Annotated in this window: 19 protein-coding genes and 2 pseudogenes; 11 read left to right on the top strand and 10 right to left on the bottom strand. The window is 63.9% G+C overall.

The genetic code is table 11. The annotated features are described in order from the left end of the window. Window positions 1-79: 79 nt before the first annotated feature. Window positions 80-757 (bottom strand): annotated as a pseudogene (locus ACMV_RS19850) (IS6 family transposase); the annotation flags it as partial. Window positions 758-987: 230 nt separating this feature from the next. After that, the gene (locus tag ACMV_RS09790; RefSeq protein ID WP_007421410.1) at window positions 988-1896 is read right to left on the bottom strand and encodes a LysR family transcriptional regulator; all 909 of its coding nucleotides are present in this window, start codon (window positions 1894-1896) and stop codon (window positions 988-990) included. A gap of 96 nt (window positions 1897-1992) precedes the next feature. Between ACMV_RS09790 and ACMV_RS09785 the strand changes: the two genes are divergently transcribed. The 4 genes from ACMV_RS09785 to ACMV_RS09770 are packed head-to-tail and all read left to right on the top strand — an operon-like array spanning window position 1993 to window position 5880. Continuing rightward, on the top strand, window positions 1993-2673 hold the full coding sequence (locus ACMV_RS09785) for an RraA family protein (protein ID WP_007421409.1): 681 nt from the start codon (window positions 1993-1995) through the stop codon (window positions 2671-2673). A 26-nt stretch (window positions 2674-2699) separates the two neighbouring features. Then, on the top strand, window positions 2700-4004 hold the full coding sequence (locus ACMV_RS09780) for an MFS transporter (protein ID WP_007421408.1): 1305 nt from the start codon (window positions 2700-2702) through the stop codon (window positions 4002-4004). Window positions 4005-4030: 26 nt separating this feature from the next. Then, on the top strand, window positions 4031-5053 hold the full coding sequence (locus tag ACMV_RS09775) for an amidohydrolase family protein (RefSeq protein WP_007421407.1): 1023 nt from the start codon (window positions 4031-4033) through the stop codon (window positions 5051-5053). A 29-nt stretch (window positions 5054-5082) separates the two neighbouring features. After that, window positions 5083-5880 carry an NAD(P)-dependent oxidoreductase gene (locus ACMV_RS09770; protein ID WP_231844347.1) on the top strand — a complete coding sequence of 266 codons (798 nt, stop codon included), beginning with the start codon at window positions 5083-5085 and terminating at the stop codon, window positions 5878-5880. 351 nt (window positions 5881-6231) lie between these two features. On the opposite strand, the gene ACMV_RS09765 is transcribed toward ACMV_RS09770, so the two are convergent. From ACMV_RS09765 to ACMV_RS19845, 3 genes are read right to left on the bottom strand one after another with little or no spacing between them, the layout of a single operon-like run. Continuing rightward, the gene (locus ACMV_RS09765) at window positions 6232-6414 is read right to left on the bottom strand and encodes a transposase (protein WP_083818639.1); all 183 of its coding nucleotides are present in this window, start codon (window positions 6412-6414) and stop codon (window positions 6232-6234) included. Between the two features lie 8 nt (window positions 6415-6422). Further along, complete coding sequence (locus ACMV_RS09760; protein ID WP_007421404.1) at window positions 6423-6647, bottom strand: transposase; 225 nt, start codon at window positions 6645-6647, stop codon at window positions 6423-6425. Window positions 6648-6651: 4 nt separating this feature from the next. Next, window positions 6652-7179 (bottom strand): LysR family transcriptional regulator, encoded by a 528-nt coding sequence (locus tag ACMV_RS19845; protein WP_013640323.1) that lies wholly within the window; start codon window positions 7177-7179, stop codon window positions 6652-6654. Between the two features lie 197 nt (window positions 7180-7376). On the opposite strand from ACMV_RS19845, the gene ACMV_RS09750 reads away from it, so the two are divergent. Further along, window positions 7377-7622 (top strand): hypothetical protein, encoded by a 246-nt coding sequence (locus ACMV_RS09750; RefSeq protein WP_148360979.1) that lies wholly within the window; start codon window positions 7377-7379, stop codon window positions 7620-7622. A 1-nt stretch (window position 7623) separates the two neighbouring features. Beyond that, on the top strand, window positions 7624-8217 hold the full coding sequence (locus ACMV_RS09745) for a DUF2867 domain-containing protein (protein WP_231844340.1): 594 nt from the start codon (window positions 7624-7626) through the stop codon (window positions 8215-8217). A gap of 68 nt (window positions 8218-8285) precedes the next feature. On the opposite strand, the gene ACMV_RS09740 is transcribed toward ACMV_RS09745, so the two are convergent. Then, the gene (locus tag ACMV_RS09740; protein WP_007424997.1) at window positions 8286-9185 is read right to left on the bottom strand and encodes a LysR family transcriptional regulator; all 900 of its coding nucleotides are present in this window, start codon (window positions 9183-9185) and stop codon (window positions 8286-8288) included. A gap of 119 nt (window positions 9186-9304) precedes the next feature. Here ACMV_RS09740 and ACMV_RS09735 point away from each other — a divergent pair, with 119 nt between their 5' ends. Further along, a complete protein-coding gene (locus ACMV_RS09735; protein ID WP_013640320.1) occupies window positions 9305-10183 on the top strand; it encodes an NmrA/HSCARG family protein in 879 nt (292 codons plus the stop codon). Window positions 10184-10217: 34 nt separating this feature from the next. After that, window positions 10218-11165: an alpha/beta hydrolase gene (locus tag ACMV_RS09730; RefSeq protein WP_013640319.1), complete on the top strand. Its 948-nt coding sequence runs from the start codon at window positions 10218-10220 to the stop codon at window positions 11163-11165. Between the two features lie 201 nt (window positions 11166-11366). Here the strand turns inward: ACMV_RS09730 and ACMV_RS09725 are convergent, their stop codons facing one another. Then, entirely contained in the window at window positions 11367-12119 is a 753-nt protein-coding gene (locus tag ACMV_RS09725) for an SDR family oxidoreductase (protein WP_013640318.1), read from the bottom strand. 103 nt (window positions 12120-12222) lie between these two features. On the opposite strand from ACMV_RS09725, the gene ACMV_RS09720 reads away from it, so the two are divergent. The 3 genes from ACMV_RS09720 (at window position 12223) to ACMV_RS21970 (ending at window position 15489) form a co-directional block, all read left to right on the top strand. Beyond that, window positions 12223-13134, top strand: coding sequence for an AraC family transcriptional regulator (locus ACMV_RS09720; protein WP_041664860.1), 912 nt, complete (start codon window positions 12223-12225; stop codon window positions 13132-13134). 447 nt (window positions 13135-13581) lie between these two features. Next, window positions 13582-14949: an IS5 family transposase gene (locus tag ACMV_RS09715; RefSeq protein ID WP_013635006.1), complete on the top strand. Its 1368-nt coding sequence runs from the start codon at window positions 13582-13584 to the stop codon at window positions 14947-14949. Window positions 14950-15201: 252 nt separating this feature from the next. Next, the gene (locus tag ACMV_RS21970; protein WP_353851091.1) at window positions 15202-15489 is read left to right on the top strand and encodes a transposase family protein; all 288 of its coding nucleotides are present in this window, start codon (window positions 15202-15204) and stop codon (window positions 15487-15489) included. Window positions 15490-15654: 165 nt separating this feature from the next. Here ACMV_RS21970 and ACMV_RS19835 read toward each other — a convergent pair. From ACMV_RS19835 to ACMV_RS09700, 3 genes and pseudogenes are all read right to left on the bottom strand, one after another. After that, a pseudogene (locus ACMV_RS19835) lies at window positions 15655-16126 on the bottom strand (transposase); the annotation flags it as partial. A 61-nt stretch (window positions 16127-16187) separates the two neighbouring features. Further along, a complete protein-coding gene (locus ACMV_RS21295) occupies window positions 16188-16787 on the bottom strand; it encodes an IS110 family transposase (protein ID WP_013640314.1) in 600 nt (199 codons plus the stop codon). 37 nt (window positions 16788-16824) lie between these two features. Next, a complete protein-coding gene (locus ACMV_RS09700) occupies window positions 16825-18033 on the bottom strand; it encodes an IS256 family transposase (protein WP_013640313.1) in 1209 nt (402 codons plus the stop codon). Window positions 18034-18095 lie beyond the last annotated feature (62 nt).

The following is an 18095-nucleotide window of genomic DNA, read 5'->3' as shown; positions in this document are numbered from 1 at the left end:
TTGTCACGTTAACCCCGGTCGGGCAGCAGAGCTCCGCAGTGGATGGAGATGCACAGGTGATGTCACACGTGTCCTGCCGCCAGATATCGAAGGCCTGAGAGCGGAGAGCACGGTATGCCGTGGCGGTCATGAGGTGACGCCGCGGATGGAAGTGGCAGTGGATGAACGCGTGCGCAGAATGAAAGTTTTGCGCTTGATCCGGTACTTTGAACCGCTGCATCTGCCGCTCTCGTCGTCGCGTCGGTCGATGTGAATTCTCGGCGCGGTTGTTGAGATACCGGCTTTGCCGGTGCTCTACATTGGGAAGCAGTGACCGGCGCGCCACGCCGTAGCTCTTCAGTTGTCGGTGACGATCACCCTCGGCACGTACTGCAACCCCTTCAGCAACTTTTTGAAGAAGCGCTTGGCAGCGCGGGCGTCCCGCCGCAGCTGAACGAGGATTTCAGCACGACACCATCATGATCGACGGGACGCCACACGTAATGCTGAACGCCTTGGATCCGGATAAAGATCTTATCCATATGCCACTTGTCGCTCGGACGAGGTCGCCGTCGGCGCATAGCGTGAGCGAAGCTGGCGCCAAACTTCTGACACCAACGCCGCACGGTCTCATACGAGACCGTGACGCCACGCTCAGCCAGAAGCAGCTCAACATCCAGCACAGGCTGAGGCTGAACACATGATAGAGCCAGACGGCATGGTTGATGACCTCAGCCGGGAACCGGTGGCGGTAATGAGGATCGGATGACCGCTTCATGTCCCCAGTCTTCCCCGCCTCAGGCTCCGCCGCCAGAGCCAGGCACGATTACCGTGACAATGCCCTGCGAACACCTACCCGGAATCACGTATGGCCCAACCATTCAACTTTCAATCAAAAACGTTCCGATTTCATTCCGAAATAGCCTCTGACTCTATAATTTGCTAAGTCGTGTTTTTCGGCTTGTCCATGAAATTTGCACATGGATTTTAGTTCCGCCTCCGTTGGGTTCATGCGAGATCCATCCCGCATTGCTCCCGCGCGATATCGACGAAGCGCTGCACCCGGTGCGATGCCGTCTGTGGCTTGACCGCGAGCAGCAGTTCGCTCGCCGCCCCCGGTTCGCCGAGCTTGCGGCTTGCCACGTCGGAAATGCCGATGCGCACGTAGCATTCCGGCAGGATCGCGATGCCGATCCCGGCGGCGACCAGCCCGAGCACCGAGCCGAGTTCCCGCGCGTGCTGCACTACCCGCGGCGCGAACCCGGCCTCGCTGCACAGCGTCATGAAATGGTCGTACATGCCGCAGCCGATATCGGGCGCAACACTGACGAATGTCTCGCTTCCCAGCCGAGCGAGTTCAAGCGGCCCGTCCGCCCCGGCGAGCCGGTGCCCCGCCGGCAGGAACACAGCGAGTTCGTCGCGCCAGATCCGGTGCGCGACCAGCCCCGGCCCGGCCTGGAAGTAATAGGGCGGCCGCAGGATGCCGATGTCCAGCTCCTCGTCGAGCAGCGCCTGGAGTTGCTGAGCGGTCGACATGTGCCGCAATTCGATCCCGATCTCCGGATAGCGGTCGCGGAAGGCGCGCATCAGCCGGGGGAACATGTCCAGCATCGGCACCGAGCCGGTGAAACCGAGCCGGATCAGCCCGGCCTCGCCCTTCGCCGACAGCGCCACCACCTCCGCCGCGCGCCGTAGTTCGCCTAGCGCCTTGCGCGCGGAATCCAGCAGAAGCACCCCGGCATGGGTGATCTCTACCCGCCGCCGCGTCCGGTTGAACAGGGTCGCGCCGAGTTCCTCCTCCAGTGCCTTGATCTGCATGCTGAGCGGCGGCTGGCTGACATTCAGCCGTTCCGCGGCGCGGCTGAAGCTCAGCTCCTCGGCGACCGCGACGAAATAGCGGAGCTGGCGAAGTTCCATGACTTATATTCTTTCCTGATAAGTCGGCGGTCAAGATCGTATTGGACTTTATAAGTCGCATCGCGTCGTATGCCCCAAAATGGGGAGAACGACAGCATGCTGGGATTCAGGATCAATCGCCGCGAACGCCGTGTGCCGGCCAACCTGGTGGCACGGTTCCACGACCTGCCGACCGCGAACGTGAGCGACGTGATGGCCCGCATGGCCGGCGGCGGCGCGCGGCTGCGGCCGATGCATGGCGGCGGCGTCCTCGCCGGCCCGGCGCTCACGGTCAAGACGCGCCCAGGCGACAATCTCATGGTCCATAAGGCGATCGACATCGCCCTGCCGGGCGACGTCATCGTCGTCGATGCCGGCGGCGACCTCACCACCGCGATCATCGGCGAGATCATGGCGAGCCACGCCGCCGCGCGCGGCGTCGCCGGCATCGTGATCAACGGCGTGATCCGCGACTCCGCGGCCCTGCGCGCCGGCCGCTTCCCGGTCTTCGCCGCCGGCGTCGCCCATCGCGGCCCCTACAAGGACGGGCCGGGCGAGATCAACGTCGCCATCGCCCTCGACGGCATGGTCATCGAACCCGGCGATCTCGTGCTCGGCGACGATGACGGCCTGGTCGCCGTGCCCTTCGATCATGCCGAGGCGGTCTGCGCCGCCGCTGCCGCCAAGCAGGCGGCCGAGGACAAGATCCTCGCCGCCATCCGTGCCGGCCACGGCCAGGACCGCTCCTGGGTCGACGAAACCCTCAAACGCCTCGGCTGCGCGTTCGACGCCAGCTGACAAACCATCACAATCAGGAGGAAACGATGTCATCGAGCGAAGATCTCGAGACGGCGACCATGCGTCGCGTCTACTGGCGGCTGATCCCGCTGCTGTTCACGGGCATGTTCCTGAACTATCTCGACCGCATCAATATCGGCTTCGCCGCGCTGCGGATGAACCATGATCTCGGCCTGACCCCCTCGGTCTTCGGCTTCGGCGCCAGCGTGTTCTTTCTCGGCTACATGCTGCTCGGCGTGCCGAGCAACCTGATGCTCGACCGCATCGGCGCACGGGTCTGGATTCCCGTGATCCTGGTCTTCTGGGGCGTGGTGGCGACGCTGACGGCCTTCGTCCAGGGCGCCACCAGTTTCGATGCGGTGCGCTTCCTGCTCGGCGTCGCTGAGGCCGGCGCGCTGCCGGGCTTCGCACTCTATGTCACCCAATGGTTCCCGGCGTCCTACCGCGCCCGCGCCATCGCCGGCTACATCATCGCCGGCCAGGCCGCGGCCATCTTCGGCAGTCCGCTGGCCGCCTTCCTGATCACGATGACCGATCGCGGTTTCGGCCTGCACGGCTGGCAGTGGATGTTCATCATCGAGGGCCTGCCGACGATCCTGCTCGGCCTAGCCTTCCTTTTCCTGCTCACCGAGCGTCCGGCCGATGCGCGCTGGCTCGCCCCCGAGCAGCGCGAGTGGCTCCAGCGCAAGCTCGACGAGGAGCGCGCCGCCGCCGAGCGTGTCCGCCGCTTCCGCCTCGCGGATGTCGTCACCGACGGCCGGATCTGGTCGCTCTCGATCCTGTTCGGCTGTGCGCTGGTCGGCATCTACGGCCTGCTCATCTGGCTGCCGCAGATCATCAACGCGATGGGCCACATGAGCCTGTTCGAGGTCGGCCTGCTCGCCGCCATCCCGCCGGCGCTCGGCGTCGTCGGCCAGATCGCCGTCAGCCGCAGTTCCGACCGCACCGGCGACCGCAAGGTGCATCTCGGCGCCGTCTACGTGCTCGGCGCCGTCGCGCTCGCCCTCAGCGCCGTCTGCCCCAACGCGATCCTCGCCTACGTGCTGCTCTGCGTCGCCGGCTTCGGCATTTTCGCCGGCAACCCGCTGTTCTGGAGCATGGCCACGGCGATGATGACCGGCACCGCCGGCGCCGCCGCCATTGCCTTCATCAACAGCGTCGCCCAGTTCGGCGGCCTGATCGGGCCGTGGATGATCGGCTGGGTGAAGGGCACGACCGGCAGTTTCGAGATCGCCCTGCTGGCGCTCGCCGCCTTCCTGATCATCGCCGCGCTCATCGCCTTCGCGATGCGGGTCGCCCCGCGCCCCGCGGCGGCGGCGAGCGAAGCCTGACCACCAGCGAAAGGATCCGCCCCGCCATGATCATCGATTGTCACGGCCACTACACCACGTCCCCTCCGGCGCACGAGGAATGGCGGCGCCGGCAGGTGGCGGCGGGGCCGGGCGCGCCCCCTGGCCCGGCCCCGCGCATCTCCGACGACGAGATCCGCGACACCATCATCGGCGGCCAACTTCGCGTGCAGAACGCGCGCGGCGTCGACATGACGATCTTCTCGCCGCGCGCCGCCAGCATGGCGCACCACGATGCCGACGCCGTCGGCAACGCCGCCTGGGCGGATCTGTGCAACACGCTGATCCACCGCGTCTGCCGCCTGTTCCCGCGCAACTTCGTTGGTGTCTGCCAGCTTCCGCAGGCGCCGGGCGTCTCGCCGGCGAATTGTGTCGCCGAGCTCGAGCGCTGCGTCACCGAATACGGGTTCGTCGGCTGCAACCTCAACCCCGACCCCTCCGGCGGCTACTGGACCGACCCGCCGCTGACCGACCGCTGGTGGTATCCGCTCTACGAGAAGATGGTCGAGCTCAACGTGCCGGCGATGGTGCATGTCAGCTCGTCCTGCAACCCGAACTTCCACGCCACCGGCGCGCACTACATCAACGGCGACACGTCGGCCTTCATGCAGTTCCTCACCTCCGACCTGTTCCGCGATTTCCCGACGCTGAAATTCGTCATCCCGCATGGCGGCGGCGCAGTGCCCTATCACTGGGGCCGCTATCGCGGCCTCGCGCAGGACATGGGCCTCCCGCCGCTGCCCGAGCTGCTGCTCGGCAACGTCTTCTTCGACACCTGCGTCTACCATCAGCCCGGCACCGAGCTGCTGGCGCGCGTCATCCCGGTCGACAACATTCTCTTCGCCTCGGAAACCCTCGGCGCCGTCCGCGGCGTCGATCCCGAGACTGGCCACCCTTTCGATGACACCCGCCGCTACATCGAGGCCGTGCCCTGGCTCACCGCGTCCGACCGCCAGCAGATCTATGAGGGCAACGCCCGCCGGGTCTATGCTCGTCTCTCTGCGCAGATCGAGCGCCAGGCCGCCGCATGAGCGCCGGCGCGGAAAGGGAAGGGGAAACAATGGGTTCTATGCCGGTCCGCGTCGCGGTCCTCGACGACTGGCAAGGCCTCGCCCGCGAGGCGGCCGACTGGGCGGCGCTCGAGTGTCGCGCCGAGGTGGTGTTCTTCTCCGCCCCCTTCGCCAGCGAGGACGGCGCCGATTCCGGCGAGGCGACCGCCGAACTCGCGCTCGGTCTGATCATCGCCGCCGCCCGCTCGCTCCCGGCGGGCGACGCGGCAATCCGCGCCGGCGGCTTCCAGGCGGGCGTGCCGGCCGGATTCCAGCTTGCCGGCAAGACGCTGGGAATCATCGGCCTCGGCCGCCTCGGCGCGCGCCTCGCCCGCTACGCCGTCGCCCTCGACATGAAGATTCTCGCCTGGAGCCAGAACCTGACCGACGAGGCCGCCGCCGCCGCCGGCGCCATCCGGGTCGGGAAATACGAATTGCTCGCCGCCGCCGACGTGGTCAGCCTCCACCTCGTCCTCTCCGCGCGCACCCGCGGCATCATCGGCGCCGCTGAGCTGGCCGCGATGAAGCCGGGAGCGCTGCTGGTCAACACCGCGCGCGGCCCGCTGGTCGACGAGGCAGCGCTGGTCGCCGCCCTGTCCACCGGCCGCATTCGAGCCGCCCTCGATGTCTATGACAGCGAGCCGCTGCCCCAAGGCCACCCGCTCCGCGCCTGTCCACATGTCGTGCTCTCGCCGCATCTCGGCTACGGCACGATGGAAACGTTCCGTGCCTTCTACCGCCAGGGGATCGAGAACGTCCTCGCCTTCCTCGACGGCGTGCCGGTCCGCCGGCTCGACCCTATCGCCTAGATTTTGGGTCGGAAGACCCGTCAGCATCGCATGTGCCAAGATGAGGTCTCGAAACAAAGTCGGCGGATGGGGGAAAGATCGTCCAATGCCTGAAAGCGCATTTCCATTGATGCGTCGAAGAACGTCTTTACGATCCATGGTGTCGACGATGCGGAACGTTCAGGACCACAGCTAGAGCGCGTCTGTTGATCGATGAATCGAATGTGAAGTGACTTGGGCTGGTTTGGCTGATTTTTGAGTGAGGTGGATGATGGCGAGAGCACTGAGTGATGATCTGCGGCCCCGGGTCCTGAAGGCTTCGCCGGAAGGGATGTCGGCGCGGCAGGTGGCGGCGCGGTTTAGGTTCTGAACTCAACTGATCCGTGATGTGACGGCGAGGACGAGACAGATACCCGCGAGGAAGTTTCGTGCGGTTTTGTCGTAGCGTGTTGCGATGGCACGCCAGTCCTTGAGCCTACAGAAGGCGCGCTCGATGAGATTGCGCTTTCTGTAGGCGACGGGGTCGAAGGCCAGTATGGCGCGGCGGTTGGGCATCGGCGAGATCACTGGCCTGGTGCCTTGGGGGTGAGGAAGGCGCGGAGGTCATCGGCGTCGTAGGCTTTGGCGGCGATCGGGTCTTCTGGCGGCGGCATGGTGGGCAGAAGGGCTCGGGTGCCGCTGATGTCGGATGCCTGTCCTGGCGTCAGGAGGACGGCGGCGATGCGCCCCTGCTCATCCGCGACGGCGTGGATCTTGGTCGTCCGTCCACCCCTAGACGAGGCCCGCACTCCGCTAATCTATGCCGAAATCTACGCCAAATGTTCTAACGACAGACAAGCTGATGAGATCGTAGCTCTCCAGATTGTTGGGTGCCTGTGAGGTGCCGCGACGGGCGAGATCGTTCGGCGCCACGCAGGTTACCCAAGGAAACTCGCACAAGACCTGGGCGCGGTTGCCCGGAATGCCATCCAGCGGACCGGTGCGGATCGTAAGATCAATTGCCTCATCCGCGAGATCGGCCATACGGTCGCTTCCGCGCAAATTGCGTTCGGTCTGCTGCAATTGGTCTCGGGCGTGTTGCGGGAGCGGCACCAGGCAGGTCGTGAGGATAGACGTCGGCGCCGTGATGCGTACTCGGCCTGCGACGCAATCCCTCGACGCAACACTGATTGCAGCATCGGCCTTCTCTATCCCTCGCGTGACTTCCCCCGCCAGTGGCAGCAGGCGCTCGCCATCCTCGGTGAGTGAGACGGCATGGGTGGAACGGTTAAGCAGCCGTATTGTCCGTGCTTGTTCAAGCCTGCTGATCGTCTTGGGCACGTCGGGGTCGTCATGCCGAGGCAACGCCCGGCCGCTGCGAAGGACCCCGCCTCAGCGACGGCCAGGAAGCATGGCAGCTGGGTCATTGTCAGGGGTGACGATGTGGGCATGATGTCAACACTATTTGGGCTCCAATGGCGCTTCAAGCGGCTCCGCAATCCGACGATATTGCGGTTCATGCCAAGGAGCGTTTCATCATGAACATGATCCATGCCCAACCTTTTCTCGACGTAATGCATGCGAAGGCTTCGGTGGCGTTGGAAAAATATCTCGACCCGGACGTCACTCTCAGGAGCCCATTCCTCCCTGAGCCGTTCGTCGGCCGGGACGCGGTTGTAAGCGTTTTGAAGGCTTTGCTGGCCGGAATCGTTGCAATCCAGCAAAAGCTGGCACCGCTCGTTGGTGTGCCCGCGCTGGAACTGGTCGAGCGAGGACGGGGCTGATATGAACGTCTCCCTCAGCATTCCTGAGGAGACTCCCGTGCTACCTTCTATGCGTCTGTGTTCCGCGCCAGGTTCGCCTCGAACGCCTGGCAAGAGAGCAAATCTCGTCAGGCCGCCCGCCGAGAGCGCTATTGCGGACTGGTTTGTCGGTGCGGATCTGGTCGACGCCTATGCCATAATGCTGCCCGATGAGGCGCCCCATGATATCGAGGCCCTGGCGCGCGAGGCCTTGGAACACCCGCCGGCCTGGTTTCGGGTGCTGCTCCGCCTCCGCGACGCCGTCGTCTCGGCGGGCGGCGTAAAATCCTCTCGGCGGATACGGCAGGATGCCGAGTCCGAAGGTCGCGCGACCGTGGCGTTCTTTCCGGTCCTGGCGCGTTCGGAGCGGGAGCTTGTGCTGGGGGAAGACGACCGGCACCTCGATTTTAGAGCCTCAGTCCTGGTGCGGGTCACGACGGACGAGGAGAAGCGCGTCCTTATCATGACCACGGCCGTGCACTGCCATAATCTGCCGGGCCGCGTGTACCTGATGACGATCGCCCCGTTCCACCGCCTTATCGTCCGCAGCAATCTCGAACGTTTTCTTGCACGCTGACCCTTCAGGGGCGGTTGCATTTTCTTGGCGATTATTTCCGAATGTGCGTCGGAGCCGACGCACCCGCGTCACGCAGGCGGCAGAAATGCCCTGTCTGGGAAGGATTTCTCCACGACGTTCAGGAAGGCGCGCACCTTCGCCCCGACAAGCCGGCGGGAACTTTGTAGCGCCCAGAGCTCGACTGGAGGTTCGGACACTGGTCCCCAAAGGACGAGGCGGCCCGCCGCGACATCGTCGGCGACAAGCATTTTGGGCAACACCGCAGCCCCGGCGCCGGCCAGCACCGCGTCGCGCACCATCAACAGCGATGACAGCCGCAGCACAGGCTCCGGCTTGATAAAGATATCAGATCCCTGATTGGCGCGGAGCCGCCAGGTGATGTCCGGCGGCGTCGTGGTCAACACCACCGCCCGCACGGCAAGTTCACCCATCGCCGCTGAATGGCTCGTAGCCCGCGGCAAGTCCGGCGGCGCCACGATCAGGCGCTCGTCATTCAGGAACCGGCGGCCGACCAGTCGGTCGTCCGGCGCTGGATCAACGCGGATGACGAGATCATAGTCGTCCTCCACCGGGTCAACCTTGCGATCCTCGGCGACGATCTCGAGCTGAACGTCCGGATAGGTGAGGGCGAAACGCGCGCCGATCCGGCCGAATGCCATATGCGCGATGACGACCGGGATGCTGACCCTGAGCCGACCGCGCGGGGTGGAAGCTCCCAGCACCACCGCCTCGCGTGCTTCCGCGATCTCGTCAAGCGGCCCACAGGTGCGCTCATGCAGGGCGCGTCCCTCTTCGGTCAGGCGCAGGCTCTGCGAGCCGCGCTCGATCAGCCGCACGCCGAGATTCTGCTCCAGTTCCGCGACCTTGCGCGACAGCGTCGCCTTCGACCGGCCAGAAGCCCGGCTGGCGCGACCGATCCCGCCATGGGTGGCCACCAGATTGAAATCGGACAGGGCTTGCAGGTCCATAAGATGTTCCATTTTTAGGATGGTCTGTTTCAAACATGGCGGCTTTCAGCTAAAAATGGAACGGCCATTTTGCTCCTTATCGCGGATGGATTTCCGCAGCCACCAGAGGAGTACCTATCATGAGCATTCTCGTTACAGGCAGCACCGGCACGATTGGCGCCCAGGTTCTGGCCTATCTCCAGGAGCGCGGGGCCGATATCCGCGCGCTCACCCGCTCGCCTGGCAAGGCGTCGCTTCCCTCCGGCGTTACGCCGGTACGCGGCGACCTCGCCGATATCGACTCGGTGCGCGCGGCACTCGAGGGAGTAAGCACACTCTTCCTGCTCGTTCCCAATGTTGCCGATGAGCTGACCGAGGCCATGCTGACACTGACGGTCGCGCGCGAGGCCGGCGTCAAGGGCATCGTCTATCTGTCGGTGTTCAAGGGCGAGACCTATGCCGACGTGCCGCATTTCGCCGGCAAGCACACGGTCGAGCGGATGATCGAGGCGCTGGACCTGCCGGCGACAATCCTGCGTCCGGCCTACTTCATCCAGAACGACCTTCGCCAGAAAGACCCGCTGCTGAAGTTCGGCGCCTATGCCGCGCCGATCGGTTCGAAGGGGGTCTCGATGGTCGATATCCGCGATATCGGTGAAGCCGCTGCCATCGAACTGCTCCGCCGGGACCAGGCACCCGCACCGATTGGTCGCGAGATCTATGAACTGGTCGGCTCAGACAGCCTGACCGGAGAAGGTCTCGCGGCGATCTGGAGCGACGCACTCGGCCGCGCCATTCGCTATGGCGGCGACGATCTCACCGTGATGGAGCAGCGGATGAAAGCCATGCTGCCCGCGTGGCACGCGCTCGACCTGCGTCTGATGTTCGGTCGCTATCAGACTGACGGTGCCACGGCGACAGCTGCCGACATTGCTCATCTTGCCAAGCTGCTCGGTCGCGCACCCCGCTCTTACGCGGACTTTGCCAAGGATGCCGCCGCCCAGTGGGCGAAGGGCTGAGTGCCGGGCCATACGTCAAACAAGGAGACGGTTCATGACCGACATTCATCCCCTGCTTCCTCAGGACGCCGCGGCTGTCGCCGCGATGCGGCAGGCTGCGTCACCTCACAAGGGCGAGGTCCTCGGCCCAGAGGCGCGGCCGATATTCGACGCCATGCTCGCCGCGACCTCCCCTGCGGCGGGGATACGTATCGAACCGGCGACGGTCGGCGGCATCGAAGGCTTCTGGCTTCGCCCGGACACGGCGCGGCCCGCGGCACGGATGCTCTACCTGCATGGTGGTGGTTACATGCTTGGCTCGGCCCGGGCATTTGCCAGCTTCGCCGGGCAGATCGCCACGCGGAACGGCGCCGATACGTTCGTGCCCGATTACCAGCTTGCCCCCGAGCACCCGTTCCCGGCCGCAATCGACGATGTGCTCGCCGCCTATCGGGGCCTCGTCGCAGACGGAGCCGAACGGATTGTTGTTGCGGGCGACTCTGCAGGCGGTGGCCTGACGCTGGCACTGCTGTCGATCCTCGCGGACGAAAGGAAGAGGGGAACTTTGCAACCCGTCGCGGCGGCCGTGATGTCGCCCTGGACCGACCTCGCTCTCACCGGCGCCAGCTTCGAAACCCGCGCCGAGGCGGACCCGATCTTCACGCGTGGGACACTCCAGGCCTTCGCCGACGCTTACCTGCAAGGGCAGGCAGCCACCGATCCCAGGGCATCGCCGCTCTACGCACGGCTTGGCGGTCTGCCGCCGATCCGTATCGATGTCGGCGAAGATGAGGTCCTGCTCGACGATTCCGTCCGCTACGCGGATCGGGCGCGGGCAGCCGGCGTGGACGTCACGCTAGCGGTCTGGAACGGTATGCCCCACGTCTTCCAGTCTTCCCTCGACCGCTTGCTTGCGGCCGAGCAATCCCTGAACGCCATTGGCCGGTTCCTCCATCAGCGGCTCATCGCTGCGGCCGATTCACCAACCCGCCTGGACGCGTGACGCTCAAATTCACTGCTTTTGAACCCGAAACTGCGAAAGGCGGACTGCCGACAAGGCCGCGGTCCATGCGGGGATGATGTTCCAGCCTGGCCTGACCGGCGTCTCCACCGGGCGGCCATGGCTTGGAAGGGCGGTCCGGGTCACGGGCCGGCGGCATGGCCCGGGAAATTCATGCCGCCGCGCCACGTCTTGCCCAGGTCATCAGACTTGCCTTGACCATGTGACGGCGTCAGCCCCGGCGGGAATGCGCGTTGGCGCGTTGTCGTCCGTGGTGGCCCGCCATATAGCCTCCGCAACGTCCAACGGGCGAGTGAATTCCTCATGCTCGCCCATCAGGCCCGCAATGACGGCCTGGCCCAGCGGGGCGTAGGGTTCGGGAAACTGCAGCGCACCTGGGGTGAGGGCGCGGGCATTGTCACCGAAGCGGGTCTCCGGTGCGAGGCCGGGGAGAACGAGTTTGACCTTGATGTTGAAGGGTTCAAGCTCCAGCGCGAAGGATTCGGTAAAGGCGTTCACCGCCGCCTTGCTGGCCGTATAGACCGAGAGCAGCGGCAGCGGGCGCAACGTAACCGTCGAGGTCACATTGATGATGGTGCCGGACTTGCGCGCCCGGAATTGCGGCAGAACGGCCTGGATCATCGCCATGGTACCGAAGGTATTGGTTTCGAAGATGCGTCGGACCATGTCGATCGGCGTGCCTTCGAGCGCGTTCAGCCAGCCGATGCCGGCATTGTTCACGAGCACGTCGATATTCCCAGCCGCGGTGATGGCCTGCGCGATGCTGCTCTGGTCTGTCACATCCAGCTTCAACAGCTGCAGATTGGGGGCAGGGGGAATAACGCTATCATCCGGGGTGCGCATGGTGGCGATGACGCGCCAGCCGCGTTCGAGGAAGTATTTCGCGGTCTCCAGGCCAAAGCCCGAGGAGCAGCCGGTGATGAGTATGGATTTCATTATGACTCCTGCGATGAAGAGGAATGAATGGGAAAAGGAGGTTAGACTGGCACGCAGGGACGGAATATGATAAGAAATCCATATTTCATTTTAAGGAGTCCAGATGGCTGATCCTCTTGCCGAAATCGTCACGTTGCTCCGGCCCCGGATGAAGTTTTCTAAAGTGGCCAGCGGAGCGGGGCCATGGCGGCTGCGCAAAGAGGGGGATGGACATCTTTTCTATGGTGCCGTCGTGGAAGGGAGTTGCCGGCTGCAAGTGGAAGGGCGCGAGGCGTTGACGCTGGGCGTGAATGATTTCGTGCTGATTCCCGCCGCGGTGGATTGCATCATGATGAGCCTGCATCCGGAGGCGGAAGAGATGCCCCTCTCCGAGCCGGTGCGTTTGCCGTCGGGTGAGTTCAGATTGGGCGATCTGGCGGGGCCAGCAAATGTACGGAATTTAATAGGACATTGTGAATTTGCCTCGCCAGATGCGGCGTTGCTTGTCTCGCTCCTGCCGGAGCTGGTGCATGTGAGGGGCCAATCAAATCTGGCGACGCTTGTGGCGCTAGTCGGGGAGGAGGATCGCGCAAATAAACCGGGGCAAGGAATAGTTCTGGCGCATCTGCTGGAGGTGATGCTGATCGAAGCGTTGAGATCAGCTGCCGAATTCGGGGCTTCACCGGGCCTGCTGCGCGGCCTGGCGGATGGAAGACTGGCCGTGGCGATCAGGCGAATGCACGAGGCGCCAGAGCGAGCCTGGAGTGCAGCGGAGCTGGCGAAGGAAGCTGCTTTGTCGCGCTCGGCCTTTTTTGAACGCTTCAACCGAGAGGTGGGATTGGCGCCGATGGAATACCTGCTGACGTGGCGGATGGCTTTGGCGAAGAGGCTGCTGCGCAATGGTTACAGGGTAGCGGAGGTCGCGGCGCAGGTGGGTTATCAGTCCGCTAGTTCCTTCAGTGTGGCCTTTTCACAGCGTGAGGGGGTGCCTCCCGCGCGTTACGCGCGGGAGGTGGCGGAAGGCATTTCCCTGTGAAGACGTCTGCGAGATTACGAGCGTAAGAGGGAACGTGGCGGTAAAGAAGCTCTGATACCATCGGTGCTGAAGCTGATTGCATTCCTTCAGCCGCCCCATAAGGCAGAGCAGTTCAGGCCCCGTATTGTTCTTCTGGGATTGAGCATAGGCGCGAACTTCGCAGCCTGCCAAAAGCCAGGCCGTAAAATTGCTGGAAACTCATAATCCAGGGCTGCCAACAATCCGGATCGACACGGTTCGGAAAGGGCAATAGCATAGTCACCCGTGAAAAATCGAACTTTGCTGATCTGGGGGCGATGTTTTGGTGGCTGGCAATATTGGGATTTGCAGGGTCTGGGCGAGCTGAGGGGAAAAACCTTGCAAAACCGTTGGAGCGTTGCGCGGTGGTCGCGATCGTGATTCTCTCCCTTTGATGTCGAACATCATGCGTTTGGCGTGGAGGAAAGAATGCCGCCGAAGCTGAATGCCTCGCAGGATGATCTCGAACTGTTCCGCTCGCGGCTGGAGAACATCATCGACCAGCGGCATCCCCTGGTGCGGCTGGCCCGGCTGATCGACTGGCGGGTTTTCGAGGAACGCTTCGGCTCACTCTACGCCGAGGCGGCGGGACGTCCGGCACTGCCGACCCGCCTGATGGTGGCGCTGCATCTTCTCAAGCACATGGATGGGCTGTCCGACGAAGCGATCTGCGCGCGCTATCTCGACAGTCCGTATGTCCAGGCATTCTGCGGCGAGACGCATTTCCAGCACACGCTGCCGCTTGACCGATCCTCGATGACGCGCTGGCGCAAACGGATCGGGCCCGAGCGGATGGAGGCCCTGCTCGCCGAGACGCTGGCGGCCGCCGAGCGGGGTGGGGCCGTGGCGGAGAAGCACTACAAGCGGGTCACCATCGATACCACGGTCCAGCCAAAGGCCGTGACGCATCCGACCGACAGCAAGCTCCTGCACAGCGGCATCGAGACACTGGCGCGGATGGCACGCAAGCACGGTATCACGCTACGCCAGTCGTATCGCCGGGTCGCGCGCTACGCCAGGCAGGAGGCGGCGCGCCTGCACCATGGTGGCAAACGCCGCGAGGCCGAGGCTCGCGTGCGCAAGCTGCGAACCTGGCTGGGCCGGCTGGCTCGTGACATCACCCGCAAGATCGCAGGCAACGCTGAAGCGAAGGCCACTTTCGCCGAAACGCTGGGCCTGATCAATCGCCTGCTTCGCCAGAAGCGCTCCGACCGCGGTGCCGACAAGCTCTATTCCCTGCACGCGCCTGAGGTGGAGTGCATCGGCAAGGGCAAGGCCAGGACGCGATTCGAATTCGGCGTGAAGGTCTCCATCGCCACCACCAACGCCGCCGCACCCGGCGGTCAGTTCGTTCTCGGCATGCAGAGCCAGCCGGGAAATCCCTATGACGGCCACACCCTGGCCGGCCAGATCGAGCAGGTCGAGCGGATCACCGGCGTTGCCGTCGCCCGCGCCTATGTCGACCGCGGCTATCGCGGCCACGGCGTCGAAGCCGAGGGCAGAAGGATCTTCATCTCCCGCCAGAAACGCGGCATCACCCCCACCATCCGCCGCGAGTTGCGCCGACGCACAGCCATCGAACCCGTCATCGGCCACATGAAGACCGATGGCCATCTGGGGCGAAACTTCCTGCTCGGCTTCGACGGTGATGCCATCAACGCCATCCTTGCCGGCGCCGGCCACAACCTCCGGCTGCTCCGCAGATGGCTGATCAGGCTTCTTTGCGCCATCTTCACATGGCTCTCGGCCGCAAGACCCTCTCCAGACCTTCGCCTACCGAACTACCACATCGCTTAATTCACAGACGACTAGCATAATAGCATCTTCAACATGGACACGATCGACATGGGTTTCGAAAATCAATCTGTGTTTCGGCGTGGAAAATTGGCTCTGACTCACTTTTGATGGAATTGGCTGTTTGTATTGCCTTGGATTCGGGAAAGGAATCAAAGGCATGCGAGGTTGCCGTCCGGCGTTGCTGATCCGGTTGGATTTGCTGCGGAAAGCGTAGAGACAGAAGGAGATACGGCCACCATCAGGGTTCGCGCGGTGGCCGGGCGCGGTATTTGCCCGAACTGTGGGCGGGCGTCTTTTCGTGTTCATAGTCGCTACCATCGCCGCCTGGCGGATCTGCCCGCTGGTGGACGAATGGTCCGGCTCGTTGTTCTGGCGCGCCGGTTCTATTGCCACGAGGCTCGGTGCAGCCGGCGGATTTTCGCCGAGCGGTTCAGGGAACTGGCACCATGGGCACGCCGAACCGCACGACTGGATACGATTGTTCAGCATCTTGGGCTGGCACTCGGTGGTCGGCCGGCAGCTGTTTTGCCGGGCGGCTGATGATCCCGGTCAGCAACGACACGCTGCTGCGGGTGGTGCGCCGGCGCGGTACATCACCTCTGATACCGCCGCGTGTCGTGGGCGTTGATGATTCGGCTTGGCGGCGTAATTTCCGCTACGGCACGATTGTCTGCGATCTTGAACGACGGCGTACGATTGCACTTCTACCGGATAGACCGGGCCCAGCGGGCGCTGCTGCCAGGTCGTCACCTCGTCCGGCACCGCATCGGTAATCGTGCTGATCAGTTCTGCGGACGCATCGATGCCGTAGATCTCGGGCAGATGTTCCGCAATCTCGCGGGTGCTCAGCCCCCGCGCATACATCGAGATGATCTTGTCATCGAAGCCCGGAAACCGGCGCCGGTATTTGGCGATCAGTTGCGGATCGAAGCTGCCCGCACGGTCGCGCGGAACCGCAATCTCGATCTTCCCCGTGCCGGTCGACACCGACTTTCGGCCGTAGCCGTTCCGGCTGTTCTCGACCTCCGTGTCGTTACCGAGTGGTAATCCATCTCCGCGCTCAGAACCCGCTCCGCCAAGGCCTTCTTCTGCGCGTTCACCAGATCACCGAGTACAGGGCTGCCGCCGCGTCATCGCCAGTCAGCAACTGATCCAGTAAGTCGTCCGGGATCGCCAGTGCTTTCCGTCATGCCATATTGGGCTTCCTTTCTACCCATTATCCCAAACACACACAAAATTCAGGATAGTGCCCACAGCGCCAGTGCCCAGTCGGTGCCGACGTCTTCGGTGAGATCGAGGACTTGCGGGTAGTATCGCCAAAGTTGCTGACGGGCGCAGTTGGCCAGACCGATACACTCCCCCTTGAGTTCCTCGGCCATACGCGACCACTCGCGCAATTCCACGACGGCAGGGTCGAGTGCTTCCACGCGCTGAAAACAGCGACAATCGGTGCGCAGCGACGAGGCCAACATCAGGGCGTCGCGGCGGTCGTCCTTGGCACCGGCCGGCGAGAAGCGGTCGCGGAAACGGTCAAGCTGCTTGGGGTTGATGTCGAACACGGTTATGCTGCGGTCCAACAGCGCTTCGACAACCGGCGCATGCGGCGTCTCGATTGCAACGCTGACCTGGCCCGGCTGCTTGGCCTGGCTGCACAACCAATCGACCATCGCGCCGATCCCGGCGGCGTTATGGCGAACGCTCGCTGGACCGGCTGCTTCGGCCCCCATCGAGCGGACTTGGTGTGCGCTGCTCGCCCAGTCAATGCCGACGAGGACGAGCGATTCAGTGTCGATGGCTACCTCCCGCTTGCTGTTGTGCCAAGCGATAGCGTCCGTCAATGTGGTGGAAATTGGGGTGTGATTGAGCGGCCATTGATTATGCGGCCACGGTGGTAATTTCAGCAGGCTTGATGTCGATCAAGAGCGGCGCGAGTTCGGCCATCGCCTCGATCTGCATGTAGCGGTTCTGGGTCTGCCATTCGTCGTTGGCCTCCAGCAGCACGGCGCCGATCAGGCGGATGATCGAGCCCTCGTTGGGAAAGATCCCGACGACATCGGAGCGGCGCTTCACCTCCTTGTTCAGCCGTTCCAGCGGATTGGTGCTGTGGATTTTGGTTCGATGCTGGGCGGGAAAGTCCATGTGGGCGAGCACGTCGATTTCGCTGTCATCAATGAACGCGCCGAGTTTCGGCCATTTGCCGCGGAGCTGATCAGCGACGTGGCGCAGGGTCTGGCTCGCATTGGAGCGATCCGGTTGGATGAACGCCTGGCGCAGCGCAGCGGCCACCATGCTCTGCTGCGCTTTCGGCACGTAGGACAACGCGTTGCGCATCCAGTGAACCCGGCACCGTTGCCAGGAAGCGCCCATCACCCGGCGGATTGCTGTCTTCAGTCCCTCATGAGCATCGGAGATCACCAGCTTCACGCCGCGCAAGCCGCGGCGGAGCATGCTCTTGAGGAAGGTTGACCAGAAGGTCTCGGCCTCGGACGGGCCGATGTGCAGGCCGACGATCTCGCGCCGGCCATCGGTGTTCACCGCCACAGCGATTATCGCCGCAACCGAGACGATCCGCCCGCCTTCGCGCTGCTTGAGATAGGTCGCATCTAACCAGAGATACGGCCAATCACCGGCAAGCGGACGATCAAGGAAAGCATTCACCCGCTCGTCGATGTCCTTGCACAGCTTGGAGACCGTGCTCTTGCTGATCCCTGTTAGCCCCATCGCCTGCACCAAGTCGTCGACACGCCGGGTCGAGACGCCGCCTATCCAGGCTTCCTGGATCACCGCTGCCAACGCCTTCTCCGAAGTCCGGCGTGCCTCCAGAAAGGGCGGGAAATAACTGCCCTGCCGCAGCTTTGGGATCCGCAGCTGCAGGCTACCAAGGCGAGTGTCCAATGCCCGGTCCCGGTAGCCATTGCGATAGGTGGCGCGCTCGCCACTGCGCTCATAACGGCCGGCGCCGATCAGCCCATCCACATCGGTCTCCATGAGCAACTGCACCACGGTCTCCGCAACGCTACGCAAAAAGTCGCCGTCGCCGGCTTTGGCCAATAGCTCGGCCAATGGTAATCTCTCCTCGGTCATCGGGGTCTCCAGGCTTCAGGTTGAAGTGTCGCAACTCCACCATAGCCGACTGATCCGATGGC

The organism is Acidiphilium multivorum AIU301, from assembly GCF_000202835.1.
GTDB classification, from domain to species: domain Bacteria; phylum Pseudomonadota; class Alphaproteobacteria; order Acetobacterales; family Acetobacteraceae; genus Acidiphilium; species Acidiphilium multivorum.
The sequence above is the reverse complement of the archived record's forward strand: the minus strand, read 5'-3'. Positions and strand labels throughout refer to the sequence as shown.

Coding starts and splice junctions, on each gene's coding strand:
- ACMV_RS09790 (WP_007421410.1), bottom strand. CDS start 1,896: ATGGAACTTCGCCAGCTCCGCTATTTCGTCGCGGTCGCCGAGGAGCTG.
- ACMV_RS09785 (WP_007421409.1), top strand. CDS start 1,993: ATGCTGGGATTCAGGATCAATCGCCGCGAACGCCGTGTGCCGGCCAAC.
- ACMV_RS09780 (WP_007421408.1), top strand. CDS start 2,700: ATGTCATCGAGCGAAGATCTCGAGACGGCGACCATGCGTCGCGTCTAC.
- ACMV_RS09775 (WP_007421407.1), top strand. CDS start 4,031: ATGATCATCGATTGTCACGGCCACTACACCACGTCCCCTCCGGCGCAC.
- ACMV_RS09770 (WP_231844347.1), top strand. CDS start 5,083: ATGGGTTCTATGCCGGTCCGCGTCGCGGTCCTCGACGACTGGCAAGGC.
- ACMV_RS09765 (WP_083818639.1), bottom strand. CDS start 6,414: ATGCCCAACCGCCGCGCCATACTGGCCTTCGACCCCGTCGCCTACAGA.
- ACMV_RS09750 (WP_148360979.1), top strand. CDS start 7,377: ATGAACATGATCCATGCCCAACCTTTTCTCGACGTAATGCATGCGAAG.
- ACMV_RS09745 (WP_231844340.1), top strand. CDS start 7,624: ATGAACGTCTCCCTCAGCATTCCTGAGGAGACTCCCGTGCTACCTTCT.
- ACMV_RS09740 (WP_007424997.1), bottom strand. CDS start 9,185: ATGGACCTGCAAGCCCTGTCCGATTTCAATCTGGTGGCCACCCATGGC.
- ACMV_RS09735 (WP_013640320.1), top strand. CDS start 9,305: ATGAGCATTCTCGTTACAGGCAGCACCGGCACGATTGGCGCCCAGGTT.
- ACMV_RS09730 (WP_013640319.1), top strand. CDS start 10,218: ATGACCGACATTCATCCCCTGCTTCCTCAGGACGCCGCGGCTGTCGCC.
- ACMV_RS09725 (WP_013640318.1), bottom strand. CDS start 12,119: ATGAAATCCATACTCATCACCGGCTGCTCCTCGGGCTTTGGCCTGGAG.
- ACMV_RS09720 (WP_041664860.1), top strand. CDS start 12,223: ATGGCTGATCCTCTTGCCGAAATCGTCACGTTGCTCCGGCCCCGGATG.
- ACMV_RS09715 (WP_013635006.1), top strand. CDS start 13,582: ATGCCGCCGAAGCTGAATGCCTCGCAGGATGATCTCGAACTGTTCCGC.
- ACMV_RS09700 (WP_013640313.1), bottom strand. CDS start 18,033: ATGACCGAGGAGAGATTACCATTGGCCGAGCTATTGGCCAAAGCCGGC.